The organism is Mycobacterium sp. NGS59, from assembly GCF_059812345.1.
This window is the reverse complement of sequence record NZ_JCALCN010000001.1, coordinates 154,356-173,602: the sequence shown is the minus strand read 5'-3', so window position 1 is coordinate 173,602 and position 19,247 is coordinate 154,356. Positions and strand designations below refer to the sequence as shown.

Below are 19,247 nucleotides of genomic sequence, written 5' to 3'. Positions count from 1 at the left end.
AAAAGCCCCTCATTTCGGCACGAAATGGGGGCTTTTGCGTCTGCTCGCGCTAGAGCTGCGACGTCGTCTCGTCGATCACCGTGTGTACGAACTGCATCTTGTCCAGCACCGCCGGCGGCAGCACGAACGGGTACAGGTCGTCGTGACCCATCGACCGGTTCACCATGTTCAGCGACCACGACAGCGGCAGCCACATCTCGATGATGGTGGGAAAAGCGCTGGGCCCCAACGGCGGCCGGTCGAAGGTCGCCGCCGCCGGCGCCAGACCGCACGACGCCGAGGTGTCCAGCGTGTCGCGGATGTGCAGATAGTGGGCGAACGTCTCGGCCCAGTCCTCGGCGGCGTGCATGGTCGCATAAGACGAGACGAAGTTCTCCTGCCAACCCTCGGGCGCACCCTCGCTGTAATGCCGATTCAGCGCGGCCTGGTAGTCGGCGTCCGGGTCGCCGAACAACTCGTTGAACCGCTCCAGGTACTCCGGCGACCTGATCAGCCGATAGAAGTAGTAGTGGCCGACCTCGTGACGGAAATGGCCCAGCAGGGTGCGGTACGGCTCCTCCATCTCCACCCGCAACTGCTCGCGGTGCACGTCGTCGCCTTCGGCCAGATCCAGTGTGATGACACCGTTTTCGTGACCGGTGATGACGTTCTCGTGCGCACTGGACAGCAGCCGGAAGGCCAGCCCGTAGTCGGGATCCTCGTCGCGTCCGATGATCGGCAGCTTCAGTTCGCGCAGTTCCACCACCAGCCTGCGCTTGGCCGCCTCGGCGCGGGCGAATTCGGGCAGCCCCACCTGATCGTCGTCGTTCGGGCGCTCGATGGTCAGCGAGCACGATTCGCACAGACCGCCGGGATGATTCACCGGGACCAGCCAATTGCATTCGGCCACATACAGATTGGCGCACAACTGGTAGTCGGCGGCAGCGACGGCACCGGCGTGGTCGTCTTCGTCTTTCTTCGCGATCACCAGAAGTGCCATCTGGTCAAGGGAGAACCCAAGGGCGCTACCGCAATTCAGGCATTCGGAGTTCTCGAAAGCCAGCCGCTGGCCGCAGTTGGGGCAGTGGAAGTCACGCATCGAGCACATCCCCTTCGAACGGGACGACGTCGACCCCGACGTCGATCACACTGCGCTTGGAGTTGGTGTAGATGATGCCGCGCAACGGGGGCACGTCGGCATAGTCACGACCGCGGCCGACCACAATGTAACGCTGGTCGACCAGCGCGTCGTTGGTCGGGTCGAGTCCCATCCACTCGTGCTGGCCGGGCTGCTGGGGCGTCCACACCGAAGCCCAGGCGTGAGTGGCGTCAATGCCGATCATTCGGTCCTTTCCCGGGGGTGGGTCGGTGGCCAGATACCCGGATACGTAGCAGGCCGCCAACCCATTGGCGCGCAGGCAGGCGATCGCCAGCCTGGCGAAGTCTTGACATACCCCCTCGCGGGCAATCAGAACCTCCCTGACGCGAGTGGAAACGGTCGTCGATCCGGAGCGGTAGGCGAAGTCGTGGAAGATCCGTGAAGCGAGGTCGCGCAGCACGTCCACCAACGGCCGGCCGGGCTCGAAGCTGGGGGCGGCGTAGTCGCGCACCTCGTCGGTGATCTCGGCCGGGGTGAGGTCCAGCGTGAAGTCAGTTGCCAGGGCGCCCTGCGTCCCGACCGGCCGGGCGGCTTCCCACGGTTTCAGCGCCGGTCCGCTCGTGTACATCCCCGAGGTCGGCGGGCCCACGTCGACGATGGAATCGCTGGTGATCTTCAGGCTGCGGTGCGGCTCGGTGACGTGGAAGTAGCAGCTGAGGTTCCCGTAGGTGTCGCGGCTGGTGGAACTGTCGGCCGGGCCCGGGTCGATGACCAGCCGGTGCGCGACGCAGCGCTGCCGCAACGAGTCGCGCGGGGTGAGGAAACCGCGGCCGTACGAACTTGTCACCACGTCGGAGTAGCGGTATTCGGTGCGGTGCGTGACCCGGTAGCGCTTGGTGTCGCGAGAGTCCGTCACACGCCCAAACCTACTGCGAAATCGCGGTCCGTTCCGATCGGGTTGCGCGACACGGAGGAATTGTGAACACTTGTTTACTGAACGCAGGAAGGAGTTCGTCGTGCAGGGACAAGAGATTCGATCGCTGGCCGACCTGGCCGGCGAGGGCACCCGGGTGCTGACCACGCTGGTCCGGGACGTGCATCGCGGAATCGCCAGTCGCATCTTCGGTTCGATCGGTCCAGCGGCCAAACCCGTGCAACTGGTGCACGACACCACCGCCAAGACCATCTACTGCGCGGTCGACGGCGCGGTCCGGCGATCCCTCTACGGCGCCGGCGCACTGGCCGCCGAAACGATCAGCAACGACGAGGACGAAACCGTCGAGTTACGGCCCCGGATCGCCGGCGCGCTGGCGGCGATCAACGGCATCTACGGCGACGAGATGACCAACCGGTCCAACGGCTTCGCCCTCACCATGCAGGTCCGCCGAAAGCGGCTACCGGTCGCGCTGACCGCGGAGTCCCTCGCGGAGGCGTTCCCCAAGGCCACCGGCCGGGTCGTCGTCTTCACCCACGGCTGGTGCATGACCGAACGGTCCTGGTGGCGCCCGCCACGCACTGGCGAACCGCTGCGCCCGTACGGCAAGCGGCTGCGCAAGGACCTCGGCTTCACACCGGTCTTCGTGCGCTACAACAGCGGCCACCACATCTCGCAGAACGGCCGGGACCTGGCCGACCTGCTGGACCGACTGCACGCGCTGTGGCCGGTGCCGGTGCAGGAAGTCGCCCTGGTGGGGCATTCGATGGGCGGCTTGGTGGCCCGCAGCGCCTGCCACTACGGGCTCGAACAGGAACAGGCCTGGACCGCCGGCGTACGGCACGTGGTCTGCCTCGGTTCCCCGCACCTGGGTGCCGACCTGGAGAAGGGTGTCAACGCGGCGTCCTGGGCACTGTCGCATCTGCCCGAAACACGCGGTCTGGCCACGTTTCTCAACACGCGCAGCGCCGGGGTGAAGGACTTGCGGTACGGCGCGCTGCTCGACGAGGACTGGCGGGATTGCGACCCTGACGAGTTCCTGCAGGATCGCTGCCGCGAGGTGCCGTTTCTGCCCGACGCGGTCTACCACTTCGTCTCCACCACGGCCGCGCCGCGGGCGCTCGGTCTGCTGATGGGCGACCACCTGGTGCGTCCGCGCAGCGCTTCGGGACGGGGTCGCGGCAGGCGGGTTCCGTTCGAGGCGGCGCACGGCCTGACGTTGACCGGCCTGAATCACTTCGACCTGCTCAACCATCCGCTGGTCTACGACAAACTGCTGGCGTGGCTCAGCCAGCCGCCGGCGTTGACGTCTGCGGGTTAGTTCGTCGATAACCGTTCCGTAGCGGGGCGGCCGCGCGCACAATCAAAGACGTGGCCACCTGGGACGACGTGGCCCGCATCGTCGGTGAGCTGCCGCTGACCACCGAGCAGGCACCGCACGACTGGCGGGTCGGCAAGAAGCTGATGGCGTGGGAGCGGCCGCTGCGTAAATCCGACGTCGAAGCGCTGACCCGCAGCGGTATCCGGCCGCCGTCCGGCGACCTGCTCGGCGTCCGGGTGCCCGACGAGGGCGTCAAGTTCGCGTTGATCGCCGACGAGCCGGAGGTGTACTTCACCACGCCGCATTTCGACGGCTACGCGGCGGTGCTGGTCCGGCTGGCCGAGATCGGGGTCGAGGAACTCCGCGAAGTGATCACCGAGGCTTGGCTGACGCAGGCGCCGAAGCATCTGGTCAAGGAGTTTCTCGCCCAGTCGCCGTGACGCCGGCCCCGGTCACGGACCGGGGACAGTCGACCACCGCTTGCAGGTCGTCGATGCAGGTTCCGACGATCGCAGCGAGCACCACCTCGGTCCGGGTTTGCGCAGCGGCTTTCAGGTCGTCGGCGTGCACACGGGCCGCGGCGGTGTGTTCGCAGGCCGTCGCGGCGTCGGAATCCGCGGCCGACGCCGCCTGCGCCAGCTCGCCGACCGCGGCGCGCAACGGCTCGGTCAGCCGCGGGTACAGCGGCGCCCGGACGGTCCGGGCCAGTTGCAGCACGGCGCTGGCCAACAACCCCAGCCGGGCCGCCTGCTGGTCGACGACGTCGACGGTCTTGCGCATGGACAGCCGCAGCGGTGCCCGGCGCACGATGAGGCGGGCGGTGCTGCGCGCCTCGGTCAGGGCGCCCATCTGGTTGTGCAGCAGGTCGACGCGGGCCAGCAGCCAGTCCGGCGCGACGTGTTCCGGATCGCTCAGCACCCGGGCGATCTCTTCGAAAGTTTCGTGCAGCGCGCTGAGTACTTCCGAGCGTGCGGTAGCCAGCACGGTGACCGGGTTGGCGGGGAACAGCAGGAAGCTGAACACGATGGCCAGACCGCCCCCGACCAGCGCGTCGAAGATGCGCTCGCCGACCATGCCCGCGGTGTGGGCGAAAGCCAGCACCAGGATGGCCGAGACGGCGGTCTGGTTGACGAACATCAGGCCCTGGGCGATGAACCCGGTGCCGACGAGGACCGCGAAGCACAACGCGATGAAGACCGCCACCCCGAACGCCAGCCCCGCGGTGCCCAACAGTTCCTGCACAACCGCGCCGAGCACGATTCCCAGGCTGACGCCGACGATCATCTGGGCGGCCCGCCGGGCGCGCAGCACGTTGGTCGCCGACATGCACACCGCGGCCGCGATCGGCGCGAAGAACGGCTGCGGATGGTGCAGCACGTCGTGGGTGAGATACCAGGCGAGTCCGGCGGCCACCGAGGTCTGGATGATCGGCCACAGCGCGATCCGCAGGCGCTGGACAGCGGCGGCCCCGACTCCGAAGGTCCGGGCAAGCAGCGATTCGGGCATCACGCTGACTTACCTCATTTGCGCTCGGCTACACCCGCCGCAGCTCGAACAGCGGAATCACCCGGCTGGTCTTGGCTTGATACTCGGCGAAACCGGGGGCCACGGCGGTGATCTGCGGGAAGATCTCGTCGCGCTCCTGCGGCGTCAACTCGCGCGCGGCCACCTCATACGCCTCGGTGCCGACCTCGACGTGGGCCGCCGGGTTGGCGCGCAGATTGTGCACCCAGGCCGGGTTGACGTCGGCACCGGCGAACGATCCGATGATGATGAGCTTGCCGTCGACGCGGAAGTAGGCCAGCGGCGACAGCCGTGGTTGGCCGGACTTGGCGCCGGTCGTGGTGAGCAGCAGGATGTCCGCGTCGGCGAACTGGCCGCCGACTTTGCCTTCGTTGGCGCGGAACTCGTCGGCGATGGCCTGGTTGAACGCCTTGATTGTCTCGGAGTCCGGGAACGTCATGCCCCGTCAACGGGCTTGGGCTTGAAGTCTATTCCCGATTCCTTGCGCTGTTGGGCGGTGATCGGTGCCGGCGCATCGGTCAGCGGGTCGACGCCGCCGCCGGTCTTGGGGAACGCGATGACCTCCCGGATGGACTCCACCCCGGACAGCAGCGCGTTGATCCGGTCCCAGCCGAACGCGATGCCGCCGTGCGGCGGAGCGCCGAAGGTGAACGCCTCCAACAGGAATCCGAACTTCTCCTCGGCTTCGGCCTTGCCCAGACCCATCACCGCGAACACCCGCTCCTGGATGTCGCGGCGGTGGATACGGATCGACCCGCCGCCGATCTCGTTGCCGTTGCAGACGATGTCGTAGGCGTCGGCCAGCACGCTGCCGGGGTCGGTGTCGGAAGTTCCCAAGACGTCCTGGAACTCGGGCTTGGGCGAGGTGAAGGCGTGGTGCACCGCCGTCCACGCTCCCGATCCGACAGCCACGTCACCGGCCTCGACGGCGTCGTCGGCGGGTTCGAACAGCGGCGGGTCGACGACCCAGACGAACGCCCAGGCGTCCGGGTCGATCAGCCCGAGCCGGCTGGCGATCTCGATCCGCGCCGCTCCCAGCAACGCGCGGGACGTCTTGACCGGGCCGGCGGAGAAGAAGATGCAGTCCCCCGGGCCGGCACCGACGTGCGCGGCCAGGCCGTCGCGTTCGGCGTCGGAGAGGTTCTTGGCGACCGGACCGGTCAGCGTGCCGTCGTCACCGACGAGCACGTAGGCCAGGCCGCGGTGCCCGCGCTGCTTGGCCCATTCCTGCCAACCGTCCAGCGTGCGGCGCGGCTGGGACGCCCCGCCCGGCATCACCACGGCGCCGACGTAGGGCGCCTGGAAGACGCGGAAGGTGGTGTCCGCGAAGAACTCTGCGCACTCCACGAGCTCGAGGCCGAACCGCAGGTCGGGCTTGTCGGAACCGAACCGGCGCATCGCGTCGGCGTAGGTCATCCGCGGGATGGGTCTGGGAATCTGGTAGCCGATCAGCGCCCACAGCGCGGTCAGGATCTCTTCGGAGATCGCGATCACGTCCTCGACGTCGACGAAGCTGAGTTCCATGTCGAGCTGAGTGAATTCGGGCTGCCGGTCGGCGCGGAAGTCCTCGTCCCGGTAGCAGCGCGCGATCTGGTAGTAGCGCTCCATCCCGGCCACCATGAGCAGCTGCTTGAACAGCTGCGGGCTCTGCGGCAGCGCGTAGAAGGTCCCGGGGCGCAGCCGGGCCGGCACCAGGAAGTCACGCGCGCCCTCCGGAGTGGACCGGGTGATCGTCGGCGTCTCGATCTCCACGAAATCGTGGCTCGCCAGCACCGAACGTGCCGCCGCATTCACCTTCGAGCGCAACCGAATTGCCGCAGCCGGGCCGTCGCGGCGCAGGTCCAGGTAGCGGTACTTCAGCCGCAGCTCCTCCCCCGCGGGCTCGTCGAGCTGGAACGGCAGCGCGGCGCTCTCGCCCAGCACGGTCAGCGACGTGGCGTTGACCTCGATGTCGCCGGTGGCGATCTCGGGGTTGGCGTTGCCCTCCGGGCGGACCTCGACCACGCCGGAGACCGCCACACAGAACTCCGCACGCAACCGGTGCGCCTGAGTCAGCACCTGCGGATCGCGGAACACCACCTGCGTCACCCCGGACGCGTCGCGCAAATCGATGAAGATGACGCCACCGTGGTCGCGCCGGCGGGCCACCCAGCCGGCCAACGTCACCTGCTGGCCGGCATCGCTTTCCCGAAGCGATCCGGCGGCGTGGCTGCGCAGCACAAAAACTCCTCTATCCAGGGCTGATTGACTGCCCAGTCTAAAGGGCCGGTTCTGTCGCGGTACTTTGCCTGTATCTCAACGAAAACCGCACTCGTGGGTCCCGGTGCCGTCGGTACGACCATCGCGGCGCTGCTGCACGCGGCCGGCCACCCGGTGTCGGTGTGCGGGCGCACACCACGGGACCACCTCGAACTGCGGCCCGACGGCGCGGACGCCATCGTGGTGCCCGGCCCGGTGTGCACCGATCCCGAATCGGTGACCGGCCCGGTGGACCTGTTGGTGCTGGCGGTGAAATCCACCCAGAATCAGGCCGCAGCCGGGTGGCTGGACCGGCTGTGCGGCGAGGACACGGTGGTCGCCGTGCTGCAGAACGGTGTCGAGCAGGTCGAGCAGGTGCAGCCGCTCTGCCCGGACTCGACCGTCGTTCCCGGCAGCGTCTGGTTTTCGGCGGAAACCCAGCCGCAGGGCTGGGTGCGGTTGCGGGGCCAGGCGGCGCTGGTGCTGCCGACCGGGACCGCCGCCGAGAATCTGGCCGAATTGCTGCGCGGAGCCGGCTGCCGGGTGGACTGCGACCCCGACTTCGACACGGTGAACTGGCGCAAGCTGCTGATCAACGCACTGGCCGGATTGATGGTCCTCACCGGGCGGCGCTCGGGCATGTTCCGGCGCGACGACGTCGCCGAACTGTCCCGGCGCTACGTCGCCGAATGCCTGGCCGTGGCCCGCGCCGAGGGCGCCCGGCTCGGGGACGACGTCGTCGAGCAGCTGGTGCGTTCGTTCCGGACGGTCCCCGAGGACATGGGCACCTCGATCCTGGCCGACCGCGAGCAGCGCCGGCCGCTGGAATGGGACCTGCGTAACGGCGTGATCGCGCGAAAGGCCCGCGCGCACGGTCTGGCCACCCCGATCAGCGATGTCATCGTGCCGCTGCTGGCGGCCGCGAGTGAGGGTCCCGGCTAGGGTCTGCAGTCATGCACCCGTGCGAACGCGTCGACCTGAGCTTCATCGACACCGCGCCGTACCGCTTCCGCAACAGCGTGGATCTGGCCATCACGCCCGAGCAGTTGTTCGAGGTTCTTGGTGACGCGCAATCCTGGCCACGCTGGGCGAAGGTGATCACCAAGGTCACCTGGACCAGCCCGGAGCCGCGCGGTGTCGGCACCACACGCGTCGTCGAGATGCGCGGCGGCATCGTCGGGAATGAAGAGTTCATCGCGTGGGAGCCGTTCACCCACATGGCTTTTCGTTTCAACGAGTGCTCGACCAAAGCGGTCGCCGCGTTCGCCGAAGACTACCGGGTGCAGGTCATTCCCGGTGGCTGCCGGCTGACCTGGACCATGGCCCAGCAACCGGCCCGCGGCGCGGGGCTGGGCATGCGGGTGTTCGGCCCGCTGTTGAACCTGAGCCTGCGCCGATTCCTGCGTAACCTGCGCACGTACACCGACACTCGGTTCGCTTCAGCGCAGCAGCGATAGGCTGGTCCGGCGCGGGTAGCCAAACTCAGACTCGGGGAGCGTGCGATGACCTTCAACGAAGGTATGCGGATCGACACCAGCGCCGCGTCGTCCTCGGGCGGCGGCGGTGGGGGGCGGATCGCCATCGGTGGTGGCATCGGCGGACTGCTGATCGTGGTGGTCGCGATGCTGCTCGGCGTCGACCCCGGCGGGGTGGTCAGCCAGCAGCCCGTCGACACCAGTGGCGACGTGGCGCCGGGCTTCGACTTGGCCAAATGCAAGACCGGCGCCGACGCCAACAGGTACGTGCAGTGTCGCGTGGTGGCCACCGGCAACTCACTGGACGCGGTGTGGAAACAGCTGATGCCCAACTACTCCCGGCCGAAGATGCGGTTGTTCAGCGGCACGGTGAGCACCGGATGTGGGGCGGCGAGCAGCGAGGTCGGGCCCTTCTACTGCCCGGTGGACAAGACGGCGTACTTCGACACCGACTTCTTCTCGGTTCTGGTCGACCGGTTCGGTTCCAGCGGTGGACCTTTCGCCGAAGAGTATGTGGTGGCGCACGAGTACGGTCACCACGTGCAGAACCTGCAGGGCACTTTGGGCCGGGCTCAGTCGGGTGCGCAGGGCGCCAAGGGCGGCGGCGTGCGCACCGAGTTGCAGGCCGACTGCTACGCCGGCGTCTGGGCGCATTACGCGTCGACCGTCAAGCAGGACAGCACCGGCCAACCGTATTTGAATCCGCTGAGCGACAAGGACATTCAGGACGCGCTGTCGGCAGCGGCCTCGGTGGGCGACGACCGCATCCAGGAGCAGGTGAACGGACGCGTCAACCCGGAGTCCTGGACGCACGGCTCCTCGGCCCAACGCCAGAAGTGGTTCACCGTCGGATATCAGACCGGTGAGCCGAACAAGTGCGACACCTTCGGCACCAACGACCTGGGCTAACGCGCGGCCAGCAACTCCCGCAACTCGGTGCGGCCCTGCTCGTCCAACGGCAACTGCGGGGCGCGCGGATCCCCGACCGGGAAATCGAGCAGCTCCAGACCGGCCTTGACGGTGGTGGGCAGGCCCCCGGCGACGATGAACTGCAGCAACGGCTTGAGGTCGTCGTAAAGAGCCTGCGCCTTGTCCAAATCGCCGCCGCGCACCGCCTCGTAGAGATCGATGCACGGTTGCGGGCGCAGATTCGGTGCGGCCGTGCACCATCCGGACGCACCCACCTTCAGCGCGTCGAGCACCAGCGGGTTGCTGCCGTTGTAATAGGGCAACCGCCCGCCGCTGAGTTCGGCGATACGGCGCATCCGGGACAGATCGCCGGTGGATTCCTTGACCATCGTGACGTTCTCGATGCTGTCGAACATGCCGACCAGCAGTTCGGGACTCATGTCGACCCCACTGGTGGCCGGGTTGTTGTACGCCATGATCGGGATCCCGATGGACGCGCCGATGCTGCGGTAGTGCTCGGTGACCTCGCGATCGCTGAGCTTCCAGTACGAGACCGGCAGGACCATCACCGCATCCGCGCCGGCCTGCTGCGCATACTCGGCGCGCCGAATCGTCTTGGCGGTGGTGACATCCGAGACGCCCACGATCACCGGCACCCGGCCGTCGACCGCGCTCATCGTGGTGTCGACGACGGTGTCGAACTCCGCCTCGTCGAGGTAGGCCAGTTCTCCGGTGCTGCCGAGCGGGGCGATCGCGTGGACCCCGGCGGACACCAGCCGGTCGACCAGTGCGGTGAGCCGATCGGTGTCAATTCCGTTGTGCGCGAACGGTGTCACCGGATAGGCGATGATGCCGTGGATCGTGGGCACGGACCTGCTCCTCTCAGTTGCTCAGCGCGTCCGGGTGGCGCGCCAGCGCGCGGCGCGCGTAGTAGGCGAAGTTCGCCCGGCTACGCGCTTGCGTCAGGGTCCAGTCGTGGGCTTCGCGGGCCAGATCGTCGGGCAGCGCCTTGACGGTGCCCGCGGCCATGGCGGCCAACTGCAGCTTGGCGGCGCGTTCGATCAGCACCGCCAGTGAACACGCTTCCTCGACGCTGGCGCCGGCCACCAGCTGCCCGTGATGGGCCAGCAGCGCCGCCTTCTTGTCGCCCAGCGCTGCAGTGATGATCTCGCCCTCTTCGTTGCCGACCGGCACACCCGGCCACTCGGCGAGGAAAGCGCAGTCGTCGTACAACGGCGTGGTGTCCATGTGCGAGACGATCAACGGCACTTCCAGCATCGACAACGCGGCCACGTGGAAGGGATGGGTGTGCACGATGCACTGCACGTCGGGGCGTGCACGATAGATCCAGCTGTGAAAACGGTTGGCGGGATTGGCCATTCCGGTGCCCTCGAGGACGTTGAGATCCTCGTCGACCAACAACAGGTTGTCTTCGGTGATCTCGTCGAACCCCAGACCCAACCGCTGGGTGAAATACGTTCCGGGCGTTTCGTCGCGTGCGGTGATCTGACCCGCCAGCCCGGAATCGTGGCCGGCGTCGAACAGAGCCCGGCAGGTAAGGGCGATCTTCTGCCGGGTGGTCAGCCGGGCCTCGAAGGATTCTGCGTCCAGTCGCTGCTGGGCCTGACGCATCAACTCGGATTTCGACTCCGTGAACGTGGACGCCATATGACACAATGTACTCGATAGGAAACTTTGTGTCATTAAGGGGTGACGGGTGACTGCACGACTGCGAGCCGTCCGCAGACAACGCGGCCTCACCCTGGAGCAAATGGCCGAACAGACCGGCCTGACCAAGAGTTACCTGTCCAAGATCGAGCGCGGCCACAGCACACCGTCGATCGCGGTGGCGCTGAGAGTCGCCCGGGCGCTCGAGGTCGACGTGGGCCGGCTCTTCTCCGACGAAGCGGCCGAGGAGAAGATCACCGTCGACCGCGCCGACCCGTACGCCGGCCGCTACCGCGCCCTGGCCCCGACGTTGCTCGGAAAGTCGATGTCGCCGTTCGTGGTTCGACCCGCCGGCACCGTCTCAGCCGATCCGCACCCCGAACACAGCGGTCAGGAGTTCGTCTTCGTGCACGCGGGGACCGTCGAACTGCGCTACGGCGACCAGACCATCACCCTCGAGACCGGCGACAGCGCCTACTTCGACGCCTCGGTCGGGCACAAACTACGGGACGTCGGCACCGCGCCGGCGCAAGTCGTCGTCGTCACCCACAACGACACCGTCTGAGCAGCTACCAGGGGCGTGTCGCGCACGTCACAGCCGTGGTGGCCTGCTGGGTGACCACCACCTGGCCGTCGACGGCGATCTGGCACTTGATCTCGGCGATGGCTCCCGAGCTGCAGTCCGGCCAGCGGCACGAGCCGCTGGCGGCGATGAACGCCCACTGGTTCGGGTTGGCCAACGTCGCGTTGTACACCAGTGCTTCCCCACCGCTGAACGTCGTCGGCACGGTGGTCAGGAACTGCGCCGAGTTGGCGTCGAAAGCCGCCTGGCTGGGCGGATCGCTGCTGATGTAGCGCAGGTTGCCGGTCAGGTTGCCGGTGGTGGTGATGGTGTAAGTCACCTGGTGTCCGGTCGGATCCGCGTGTGACACCGCGGGCGGAGTCGCCGCCACCACAGCCGCGCCGAGGAAGCCCGCTGCGACCGCGCTTGCCAGTTTTCGCACGTTCGTCATATCGGAAACGCTACCGGATTCGTTACCGGCGCTACGCGAGTCGAGCACCGTTAACCTGCGATTCGCTTGGCTTCGGTATGAAGCGGGCGTGAACGACATGAATCCGGGCATCAGCCGGCGCACCTTGCTGACGACGGGTGCGGCCTCGGCCATCGTGGGTGCCGGCGTCGCGGTGGGCGGGGCCGCGTTGCTGTCGGATTCACGCGGGCCCGGTGTCTGGTACCAGCCCGATCGCACCGGCGCGCCGCCGGTGGGCGGTCTGCATCTGCAGTTCGGCCGCAACGCCGGTACCGAGGTCGTGGTGTCGTGGCACACCTCCGACGCCGTGCGCAACCCGCGGGTGATGCTGGGCACACCGACCGGCGGTTTCGGCAGCGTCGTGGCCGCCGAGACGCGGACCTACCGGGATGGCAAATCCGGCACCGAGATTCGCGTCAATCACGCGCGGCTGTCCGGGCTGACGCCGGACACCGACTACGTGTACGCCGCGGTGCACGACGGCACCACGCCGGAGCTGGGCACCGTACGTACCGCGCCGTCCGGGCGAAAGCCGCTGCGTTTCACCAGTTTCGGCGACCAGTCGACCCCGCGACTGGACAAGTTGACCGACGGCAGGTATGTGAACGACCACATCGGGTCACCCGCGGCCGGCGACACCACCGTCGCGATCGAACGCCTGGCTCCGCTGTTCAACCTCGTCAACGGCGACCTGTGCTACGCGAACCTGGCCAGCGATCGCGTCCGCACCTGGTCGGACTGGTTCGAGAACAACACCCGCTCCGCGCGTTACCGACCGTGGATGCCGGCCGCGGGTAATCACGAGAACGAAAAGGGCAACGGCCCAATCGGTTACGGCGCCTTCCAGACGTTCTTCGCGGTGCCGGACTCCGGCGCCAGTGCCGAGCTACGCGGGCTGTGGTACTCGTTCACCGCCGGATCGGTGCGGGTCATCGTCTTGCAGAACGACGACGTGACCTATCAGGACGGCGGCAACTCCTATGTGCGCGGCTACTCCGGCGGTGAGCAAAGGCGTTGGCTGGAAAGCGAACTCGCCGCCGCGCGGCGCGATCCGGACATCGACTGGCTGGTGGTCTGCATGCATCAGACGGCGATATCCACCGCCGAGGCCAACGGTGCCGATCTGGGGATCAGGCAGGACTGGCTGCCGTTGTTCGACCAGCACCAGGTCGATCTGGTGTTGTGCGGCCACGAACACCACTACGAGCGTTCGCATCCGCTGCGCGGCTCGATGGGCACCGACACGCGGACCCCGATCCCCGTCGACCTGCGCACCGACGTCATCGACCCGACCCGGGGGACGGTGCACCTCGTGATCGGCGGGGGCGGCACCTCGAGACCGACCAACGGCAGGTTTTTTCCCGACCTCCGGTGCCGCGTGATCACCGGTGTCGGCGAGATCGACCCGGACAACGGACACAAAAAGCCGATCTACGTGATGGAAGACGCACCCTGGTCGGCGTTCCGGGACCGGCAGAATCCGTACGGCTTCGTGTCATTCGACGTCGATCCCGGGCCACCGGGCGGCAACACCTCGATCAAGGCGACGTACTACGCGGTCAACGGGCCCTACGGTGCGGTGACCGCGGTCGATCAGTTCACCCTGACCAAACCACGCCGCGGCTAACTCAGAACAGCGCCTGCTGCGCGGGTTCGGGCATCACCGCGACTTCGGCTGGTGGGGTCGACGGCCGGCTGTCGGCGCCCAGTTTGTACTTCGCCCGCAGCGGGCGGGCGCGGTCGCGGAGCATGTCCCGGTAGCTCTGGGGTAGATACGCGCTCCGGCGGTACAGCTCTTGGTAGACGCCGACCAGCCCGGGATGCGCGCGGGTCAGCCAGGCCATGAACCAGCCGCGGGTGGAACCCCGCAGGTGCAGGCCGAAGATCGTCACGCTGGTTGCTCCCGCGGCGGCGATCTGCCCGAGCAGGCTGTCGAGGTGCTCGACCGAGTCGGTCAGGTGCGGCAGTACGGGTGCCACCATGACGTGGCAGTCCAGGTTGGCCTCACGGATCGCGGTGATCAGCGCCAGCCGCGCCTGCGGCGTGGGGGTGCCCGGCTCGACGTCGCGGTGCAGCTGCGGGTCGCCGACCGCCAGAGACACTGCCACCGAAAGCGGAACCTGTTGTGCCGCTAGGGAAATGAGTGGAAGATCCCGGCGCAGCAAGGTGCCCTTGGTGAGGATCGACATGGGCGTCCCGGATCCGGCCAGCGCCGCGATGATGCCCGGCATCAGTGCGTAGCGGCCCTCGGCGCGCTGGTACGGGTCGGTGTTGGTGCCCAGCGCGACGGTGTGCCGACGCCACGACGGGCGGCGCAGTTCCCGGCGCAGCACCTCGACGACGTTGGTCTTGACCACGACCTGGGTGTCGAAGTCGGCGCCGGGATCGAAATCGAGGTACTCGTGGGTGGGGCGGGCGAAGCAATAGCGGCATGCGTGGGAGCAGCCGCGGTAGCCGTTGACGGTGTAGCTGAACGGCAGCGCCGCCGCGTTGGGCACCTTGTTCAGCGCCGACTTGCACAGCACCTCATGGAACGTCATGCCCTCGAACTGCGGGACCCGCACACTTCTGACCAGACCGACGCGCTGCAGCCCGGGCAGAGCACCGTCGTCAACCGGCTCCCCGTTGACAGCTACCGCCTGATCGGCCCAACGCATACTCCTATTCGAACAATAGTTCGATACGACGTCAAGTGCGGTGTCAAAGCAACCCGACGAGGGATCCCCCGGAGAAGTAGGGTCCGGCTCCGGGGGTGACGGATGAGTAGCCGGCGTCCACGATCGGCTTCAGCAGTGAGTTGAGGGTGCCGACGATCGGTTGCGGCACACCGAGTTGAGCGAGCGGGAGCAGCATCGGAAGCGTCGGCGCGGGCACCATATAGGTGGTGATCGTGCCGCCCGTCGACGTCGTCACGCTGGACAACTGCACCGCATCCGACAGCGGTACGAGCGAAACCGTGTTGTGTTGGTACGCCGTGCCGAACAGCGCGTTCACCACTGCCAGAAGATTCCACGGCCGGTCGGGCGGATTGCCGAATCCGTCGTACTGACCGAACACCACGCTGACGTCGTACTGGGTATTCGCCAAGCCCTGCACCGTGTAATCGACGAATGGCAGAGTCGCGCCGGTCGGAAGATAGGTGCGAAACAGTCCCAATTCGGGATTGGAGAACATGGTGAACTGCAACGCATGAGCCGGTGGTGCGCTCAAATTAGTTGCAAGATAGGCCAATTCGCGGTTCAGCACGATCGAGCCCAACGACAGCCCGGCAACCTGCACCGGCGAACCATTGGCGGCGGCTAGCGCGTCGAGGATCTGACCGTTGAGTGCCCACTGTCCGATGGCGACGGCCTCGTTGACGCCGGGAGCAAGCAGGTTGCCGCTCAGAATGCCCATGCTGGCGGGGTAATTGACCACCTGGGCGACGCTGCCGGGGAACCAGTTCCCGCCGATGGCGAAGTTCAGCAGGTCGTAGGCCTGCAGGAGGGAGGCCGACAGCGGGCCCGGTACCCCGCCGGCGAGTAGCGGCAGTCCGAGGTAAGGAAGGCGGAGGAGGAATTGCGGATTGTAGAGCGGTCCGGCACCGGGGATCGTCAACCGCACGCTCGCCGCCGCAGCGGCGTTGGCAGCTTCGGTGCCCAGATACGCAGACGCCGTCGCCGCGAGGTTGGCTACGAACCGCTGATGGAACTGAGCCGCGACGGCCTGAACCGCCTGGAATTCCCGGCCGAAGGACCCGAAGAGGGCAGCGATGCCGGTCGACACCTCGTCGGCCGCCGCGGCCGCCAGCGACGAAGTGGGCTGTGCGACTGCGGCGCTCACAGCGCCGAGGCCCGCCTCCATCGCGTCAAGCTCGGCTGCGGCGATCGTCAACAGCTCAGACGCCGCCACGACGTACGCCACCGGAGCCTCCTCGAGCCAACGAGGGGCTCGTACCCTCGAATAGCGGCTGTGAGCCTACCTGTCTGACGCGGTTGAAAATCGCGAAGTCGTGAAAATCGGGTTTCTCTCGCCCATGCGCGAAATGTATTCAAAGTGCTTGAGGCGTGGCGTCATTCGGGTTCGTCGTCGTCGGGTTTGAGTGGTTTTTCGGCGTGGTGCATGCAGTTGACGTAGGAGGCAAAGAACGGCTTGCTATTTCGCCAACCGCGAAATTACCTCGGCGACAACCGAATCGACTGCAATTGAAACCTGCTCGCCGGACTGCAGATCCTTGACGCCGATCGTCCCGGCGTCGATGTCACGGTCTCCGGCGACCAGCGCAAGCCGCGCTCCGGAGCGATCCGCGGCCCGCATCGCGCCCTTGAGTCCTCGGTCACCGTAGGCCAGGTAGACACGGGCACCGGCGGCACGCAACTCGCCGGCCAGGACGGCCAATCGCAGCTTGGCCGCGTCGCTCAACGGCACGCCGAACACGTCGCAGCGCGACGTCTCCCCCACGCTCTTGCCTTCCGCCTTCAACGCCAACAAAGTCCGGTCCACACCCAGCCCGAATCCGATGCCGGACAAGTCTTGTCCACCGAGTTGGCGCATCAGGCCGTCGTAGCGACCGCCGCCGCCGATGCCCGACTGCGCACCCAACCCGTCGTGCACGAACTCGAATGTGGTCTTGGTGTAGTAGTCCAGACCGCGCACCATCCGGGGGTTGATGACGTAGCGGACACCGAGGGCGTCCAGGTGCATCAGGACCGTGTCGAAGTGCTGCTTGGCAGCATCGGAGAGATGGTCGAGCAGCACCGGTGCATCGGCCGTCATCGCCTTGATCTCGGGACGCTTGTCGTCGAGCACGCGCAGTGGATTCACCGCTGCCCGGCGCCGGGTCTCCTCGTCGAGGTCGAGCCCAAAGAGGAACTCCTGCAACAATTCTCGATACTGTGGGCGGCAGCTGTCATCACCCAGGGAGGTGACCTCGAGGCGGAACCCGTCCAGCCCCAACGAGCGGAACCCGGCGTCGGCGACGGCGATCACCTCGGCGTCCAGCGCCGGATCGTCGACGCCGATCGCCTCGACACCGACCTGCTGCAGCTGCCGGTACCGGCCGGCCTGCGGCCGTTCGTAGCGGAAGAACGGGCCCGCATACGACAGCTTCACCGGCAGCGTGCCGCGGTCGAGCCCGTGCTCGATCACCGCGCGCACCACGCCGGCGGTGCCCTCGGGACGCAGCGTCACCGAGCGGTCGCCGCGGTCGGCGAAGGTATACATCTCCTTGGACACCACGTCGGTGGATTCGCCCACGCCGCGTGCGAACAACGCGGTGTCCTCGAAGATCGGCAACTCGATATGGCCGTAACCGGCCCGCCGGGCGGCTCCGAGCAACCCGTCGCGCACCGCCACGAACGCAGCCGAGTCCGGCGGGAAATAGTCGGGAACGCCCTTCGGGGCAGCGAAATCGCTCACGGGCTCAGACCTTCGAGGAACGGGTTGAAGCGACGTTCGGCGCCGATGGTCGTGGTGTTGCCATGCCCCGGAAGTACCACGGTCTGGTCGTCGAGGACCAGCAGTTTGTCGACGATCGAGCGCAGCAGGTCCCGGCCGCTGCCGCCGAACAGGTCGGTGCGGCCCACCGAGCGCTCGAACAACGTGTCTCCGGTGAACACCAGATCCTTGTCGGCAAGAACCCGGAAACACACCGAGCCCCGGGTGTGCCCAGGAGTGTGGTCGACGTTGACCGAGATGCCGCCGAGGTCGATCTTGTCTCCGTCCCGGTCCAGTTCGACGATCTGCTTGGGTTCGCGGAAGAACGCGCCGGCGAACAGCTGCGCGGCCCGCGGCCCGAGGCCGTGAATCGGATCCTTGAGCATGAACCGGTCCTCGGGATGAATGTAGGTGGGGCAACCGAAAGTGTCGGAGACCTTCTGCGCCGACCAGATGTGGTCGATGTGTCCGTGCGTGATCAACACCGCTGCCGGCGTCAGCCGGTTCTTGTCGAGGATGCGCCGCAGCTGGGCCATTGCCCGCTGGCCCGGGTCGACGATGACGGCGTCGGTTCCTGGCCGTTCGGCCAGCACATAGCAATTGCATTGCAGCAACCCGGCGGGAAATCCGGTGATCAACACCGTCCCAGTTTCCCATCCCCGGAGCCATGGAAAGATGGCGGCCGTGCCAACGAACCAACAGCGACGTGCCACAGCCAAGCGCAAACTCGAGCGGCAGATAGAAACCCGCGCCAAACGGGCCAAGCGACGCCGCATCGGGCTGATCTCCGCAGCCGCCGCCGCAGTAGTCGCCGTCGTCGTCGCCGTCGTCGTCGTCGTGTTCATGAAGGACGACCACAAGGGCACGCCGACGGCGTCCAGCACGCCGAGCAGTTCGGCACCCGCCTCACCATCGGCAGCCAATCTGCCGCCCGTGCAGCTCGGCAACGCCGTGCCGCTGCCTCAGTTCAAGGCGCCGCCCAACCTGGGTGCCAACTGCCAGTACCCTGCGACGCCGGAGAAGGCCGCCAAGGAGGTCAAACCGCCCCGCACCGGCAAGGTACCGACCGAACCCGCCCAGATCAGCGTCAGCATGTCGACCAACCAGGGCAATATCGGGCTGATGCTGGCCAACAACCAATCCCCCTGCACGGTAAACAGTTTCATCAGCCTCGCCACGCAGAATTTCTTCAAGGACACCAAGTGCCACCGGATGGTCGCTTCGCCGGCACTGTCGATCTTGCAGTGCGGCGACCCCACCGGTAGCGGTACGGGGGGTCCGGGGTATTCCTTCGCCAACGAGTTCCCCACCAACCAGTTCCCGCCGAACGACAAGAAGCTCCAGGAGCTCGCCATCTATCCGCGGGGCACGCTGGCCATGGCGCACTCTCAACAGCCCAACAGCAACGGAAGTCAGTTCTTCCTGGTCTTCCGCGACTCCGCGCTACCCCCGGATTACACGGTCTTCGGCACCATCCAGCCCGACGGGCTGGCGACCCTGGACAAGATCGCCGCGGGTGGTGTCGAAGGAGCCGGAGACATGACGCGGCCCGCCGTCGACGTCACCATCACCTCGCTGCTGCCGGACTAGCTGTAATGGCCAGGGAGGTTGTGAACGGCGTGGTGCGCGGAAGTAGGTAAGGACCTCCGGTATC

Annotated in this window: 20 protein-coding genes; 8 read left to right on the top strand and 12 right to left on the bottom strand. The window is 67.1% G+C overall.

Going from position 1 to position 19,247, the window contains the following annotated elements; genetic code table 11:
• Positions 1-49: 49 nt before the first annotated feature.
• Both AC5Y46_RS00780 and AC5Y46_RS00775 read right to left on the bottom strand, forming a co-directional pair.
• Positions 50-1,078, bottom strand: a complete 1,029-nt coding sequence (locus tag AC5Y46_RS00780) for a zinc-binding metallopeptidase family protein (RefSeq protein ID WP_499944459.1) — start codon at positions 1,076-1,078, stop codon at positions 50-52.
• Entirely contained in the window at positions 1,071-1,994 is a 924-nt protein-coding gene (locus AC5Y46_RS00775; protein WP_499944458.1) for a transglutaminase family protein, read from the bottom strand. Before AC5Y46_RS00775 ends, AC5Y46_RS00780 begins: the two co-directional genes overlap by 8 nt.
• A gap of 100 nt (positions 1,995-2,094) precedes the next feature.
• Here AC5Y46_RS00775 and AC5Y46_RS00770 point away from each other — a divergent pair, with 100 nt between their 5' ends.
• Together AC5Y46_RS00770 and AC5Y46_RS00765 are read left to right on the top strand one after the other, a co-directional pair.
• Positions 2,095-3,333, top strand: a complete 1,239-nt coding sequence (locus AC5Y46_RS00770; RefSeq protein ID WP_499944457.1) for an esterase/lipase family protein — start codon at positions 2,095-2,097, stop codon at positions 3,331-3,333.
• Between the two features lie 50 nt (positions 3,334-3,383).
• Positions 3,384-3,773, top strand: a complete 390-nt coding sequence (locus AC5Y46_RS00765) for an MmcQ/YjbR family DNA-binding protein (RefSeq protein ID WP_499944456.1) — start codon at positions 3,384-3,386, stop codon at positions 3,771-3,773.
• Here AC5Y46_RS00765 and AC5Y46_RS00760 read toward each other — a convergent pair.
• From AC5Y46_RS00760 to aspS, 3 genes are read right to left on the bottom strand one after another with little or no spacing between them, the layout of a single operon-like run.
• Complete coding sequence (locus AC5Y46_RS00760) at positions 3,745-4,839, bottom strand: FUSC family protein (RefSeq protein WP_499944455.1); 1,095 nt, start codon at positions 4,837-4,839, stop codon at positions 3,745-3,747. The two genes, AC5Y46_RS00765 and AC5Y46_RS00760, sit on opposite strands and share 29 nt — an antisense overlap.
• A gap of 28 nt (positions 4,840-4,867) precedes the next feature.
• Positions 4,868-5,296 (bottom strand): nitroreductase family deazaflavin-dependent oxidoreductase, encoded by a 429-nt coding sequence (locus AC5Y46_RS00755; RefSeq protein WP_499944454.1) that lies wholly within the window; start codon positions 5,294-5,296, stop codon positions 4,868-4,870.
• The gene (gene aspS, locus AC5Y46_RS00750) at positions 5,293-7,095 is read right to left on the bottom strand and encodes an aspartate--tRNA ligase (RefSeq protein WP_499944594.1); all 1,803 of its coding nucleotides are present in this window, start codon (positions 7,093-7,095) and stop codon (positions 5,293-5,295) included. The genes AC5Y46_RS00755 and aspS overlap by 4 nt, the downstream gene beginning before the upstream one ends.
• Before the next feature lie 54 nt (positions 7,096-7,149).
• Between aspS and AC5Y46_RS00745 the strand changes: the two genes are divergently transcribed.
• The 3 genes from AC5Y46_RS00745 to ypfJ are packed head-to-tail and all read left to right on the top strand — an operon-like array spanning position 7,150 to position 9,479.
• The gene (locus tag AC5Y46_RS00745) at positions 7,150-8,037 is read left to right on the top strand and encodes an oxidoreductase (protein WP_499944593.1); all 888 of its coding nucleotides are present in this window, start codon (positions 7,150-7,152) and stop codon (positions 8,035-8,037) included.
• 11 nt (positions 8,038-8,048) lie between these two features.
• Positions 8,049-8,552, top strand: coding sequence for an SRPBCC family protein (locus tag AC5Y46_RS00740; protein ID WP_499944453.1), 504 nt, complete (start codon positions 8,049-8,051; stop codon positions 8,550-8,552).
• A gap of 45 nt (positions 8,553-8,597) precedes the next feature.
• Positions 8,598-9,479, top strand: coding sequence for a KPN_02809 family neutral zinc metallopeptidase (gene ypfJ, locus AC5Y46_RS00735; protein ID WP_499944452.1), 882 nt, complete (start codon positions 8,598-8,600; stop codon positions 9,477-9,479).
• Here the strand turns inward: ypfJ and AC5Y46_RS00730 are convergent.
• Both AC5Y46_RS00730 and AC5Y46_RS00725 read right to left on the bottom strand, forming a co-directional pair.
• Complete coding sequence (locus AC5Y46_RS00730) at positions 9,476-10,348, bottom strand: dihydrodipicolinate synthase family protein (protein WP_499944451.1); 873 nt, start codon at positions 10,346-10,348, stop codon at positions 9,476-9,478. The genes ypfJ and AC5Y46_RS00730 overlap by 4 nt on opposite strands.
• Before the next feature lie 13 nt (positions 10,349-10,361).
• A complete protein-coding gene (locus tag AC5Y46_RS00725; protein ID WP_499944450.1) occupies positions 10,362-11,147 on the bottom strand; it encodes an aldolase in 786 nt (261 codons plus the stop codon).
• Positions 11,148-11,196: 49 nt separating this feature from the next.
• Between AC5Y46_RS00725 and AC5Y46_RS00720 the strand changes: the two genes are divergently transcribed.
• Entirely contained in the window at positions 11,197-11,712 is a 516-nt protein-coding gene (locus AC5Y46_RS00720; RefSeq protein WP_499944449.1) for a helix-turn-helix domain-containing protein, read from the top strand.
• 4 nt (positions 11,713-11,716) lie between these two features.
• Here the strand turns inward: AC5Y46_RS00720 and AC5Y46_RS00715 are convergent, their stop codons facing one another.
• Positions 11,717-12,160 (bottom strand): Rv2576c family protein, encoded by a 444-nt coding sequence (locus AC5Y46_RS00715; protein WP_499944448.1) that lies wholly within the window; start codon positions 12,158-12,160, stop codon positions 11,717-11,719.
• 97 nt (positions 12,161-12,257) lie between these two features.
• Here AC5Y46_RS00715 and AC5Y46_RS00710 point away from each other — a divergent pair, with 97 nt between their 5' ends.
• On the top strand, positions 12,258-13,805 hold the full coding sequence (locus AC5Y46_RS00710; RefSeq protein ID WP_499944592.1) for a purple acid phosphatase family protein: 1,548 nt from the start codon (positions 12,258-12,260) through the stop codon (positions 13,803-13,805).
• A 1-nt stretch (position 13,806) separates the two neighbouring features.
• Here the strand turns inward: AC5Y46_RS00710 and AC5Y46_RS00705 are convergent, their stop codons facing one another.
• The 4 genes from AC5Y46_RS00705 to AC5Y46_RS00690 form a co-directional block, all read right to left on the bottom strand.
• Positions 13,807-14,835, bottom strand: coding sequence for an Rv2578c family radical SAM protein (locus AC5Y46_RS00705; RefSeq protein WP_499944447.1), 1,029 nt, complete (start codon positions 14,833-14,835; stop codon positions 13,807-13,809).
• A 43-nt stretch (positions 14,836-14,878) separates the two neighbouring features.
• Entirely contained in the window at positions 14,879-16,081 is a 1,203-nt protein-coding gene (locus AC5Y46_RS00700) for a PE-PPE domain-containing protein (protein WP_499944446.1), read from the bottom strand.
• A gap of 231 nt (positions 16,082-16,312) precedes the next feature.
• On the bottom strand, positions 16,313-17,575 hold the full coding sequence (gene hisS / locus AC5Y46_RS00695; RefSeq protein ID WP_499944445.1) for a histidine--tRNA ligase: 1,263 nt from the start codon (positions 17,573-17,575) through the stop codon (positions 16,313-16,315).
• The gene (locus AC5Y46_RS00690; protein ID WP_499944444.1) at positions 17,572-18,234 is read right to left on the bottom strand and encodes an MBL fold metallo-hydrolase; all 663 of its coding nucleotides are present in this window, start codon (positions 18,232-18,234) and stop codon (positions 17,572-17,574) included. The genes hisS and AC5Y46_RS00690 overlap by 4 nt, the downstream gene beginning before the upstream one ends.
• 43 nt (positions 18,235-18,277) lie before the next feature.
• On the opposite strand from AC5Y46_RS00690, the gene AC5Y46_RS00685 reads away from it, so the two are divergent.
• Positions 18,278-19,183, top strand: a complete 906-nt coding sequence (locus AC5Y46_RS00685) for a peptidylprolyl isomerase (RefSeq protein WP_499944443.1) — start codon at positions 18,278-18,280, stop codon at positions 19,181-19,183.
• Positions 19,184-19,247: the final 64 nt, after the last annotated feature.

What these genes read in the sequence shown, in the direction of transcription:
- AC5Y46_RS00780 (WP_499944459.1), bottom strand. Translation starts at nt 1,078, where the DNA reads ATGCGTGACTTCCACTGCCCCAACTGCGGCCAGCGGCTGGCTTTCGAG.
- ypfJ (WP_499944452.1), top strand. Translation starts at nt 8,598, where the DNA reads ATGACCTTCAACGAAGGTATGCGGATCGACACCAGCGCCGCGTCGTCC.
- AC5Y46_RS00710 (WP_499944592.1), top strand. Translation starts at nt 12,258, where the DNA reads ATGAATCCGGGCATCAGCCGGCGCACCTTGCTGACGACGGGTGCGGCC.
- AC5Y46_RS00755 (WP_499944454.1), bottom strand. Translation starts at nt 5,296, where the DNA reads ATGACGTTCCCGGACTCCGAGACAATCAAGGCGTTCAACCAGGCCATC.
- AC5Y46_RS00740 (WP_499944453.1), top strand. Translation starts at nt 8,049, where the DNA reads ATGCACCCGTGCGAACGCGTCGACCTGAGCTTCATCGACACCGCGCCG.
- AC5Y46_RS00715 (WP_499944448.1), bottom strand. Translation starts at nt 12,160, where the DNA reads ATGACGAACGTGCGAAAACTGGCAAGCGCGGTCGCAGCGGGCTTCCTC.
- AC5Y46_RS00725 (WP_499944450.1), bottom strand. Translation starts at nt 11,147, where the DNA reads ATGGCGTCCACGTTCACGGAGTCGAAATCCGAGTTGATGCGTCAGGCC.
- AC5Y46_RS00760 (WP_499944455.1), bottom strand. Translation starts at nt 4,839, where the DNA reads ATGCCCGAATCGCTGCTTGCCCGGACCTTCGGAGTCGGGGCCGCCGCT.
- AC5Y46_RS00705 (WP_499944447.1), bottom strand. Translation starts at nt 14,835, where the DNA reads ATGCGTTGGGCCGATCAGGCGGTAGCTGTCAACGGGGAGCCGGTTGAC.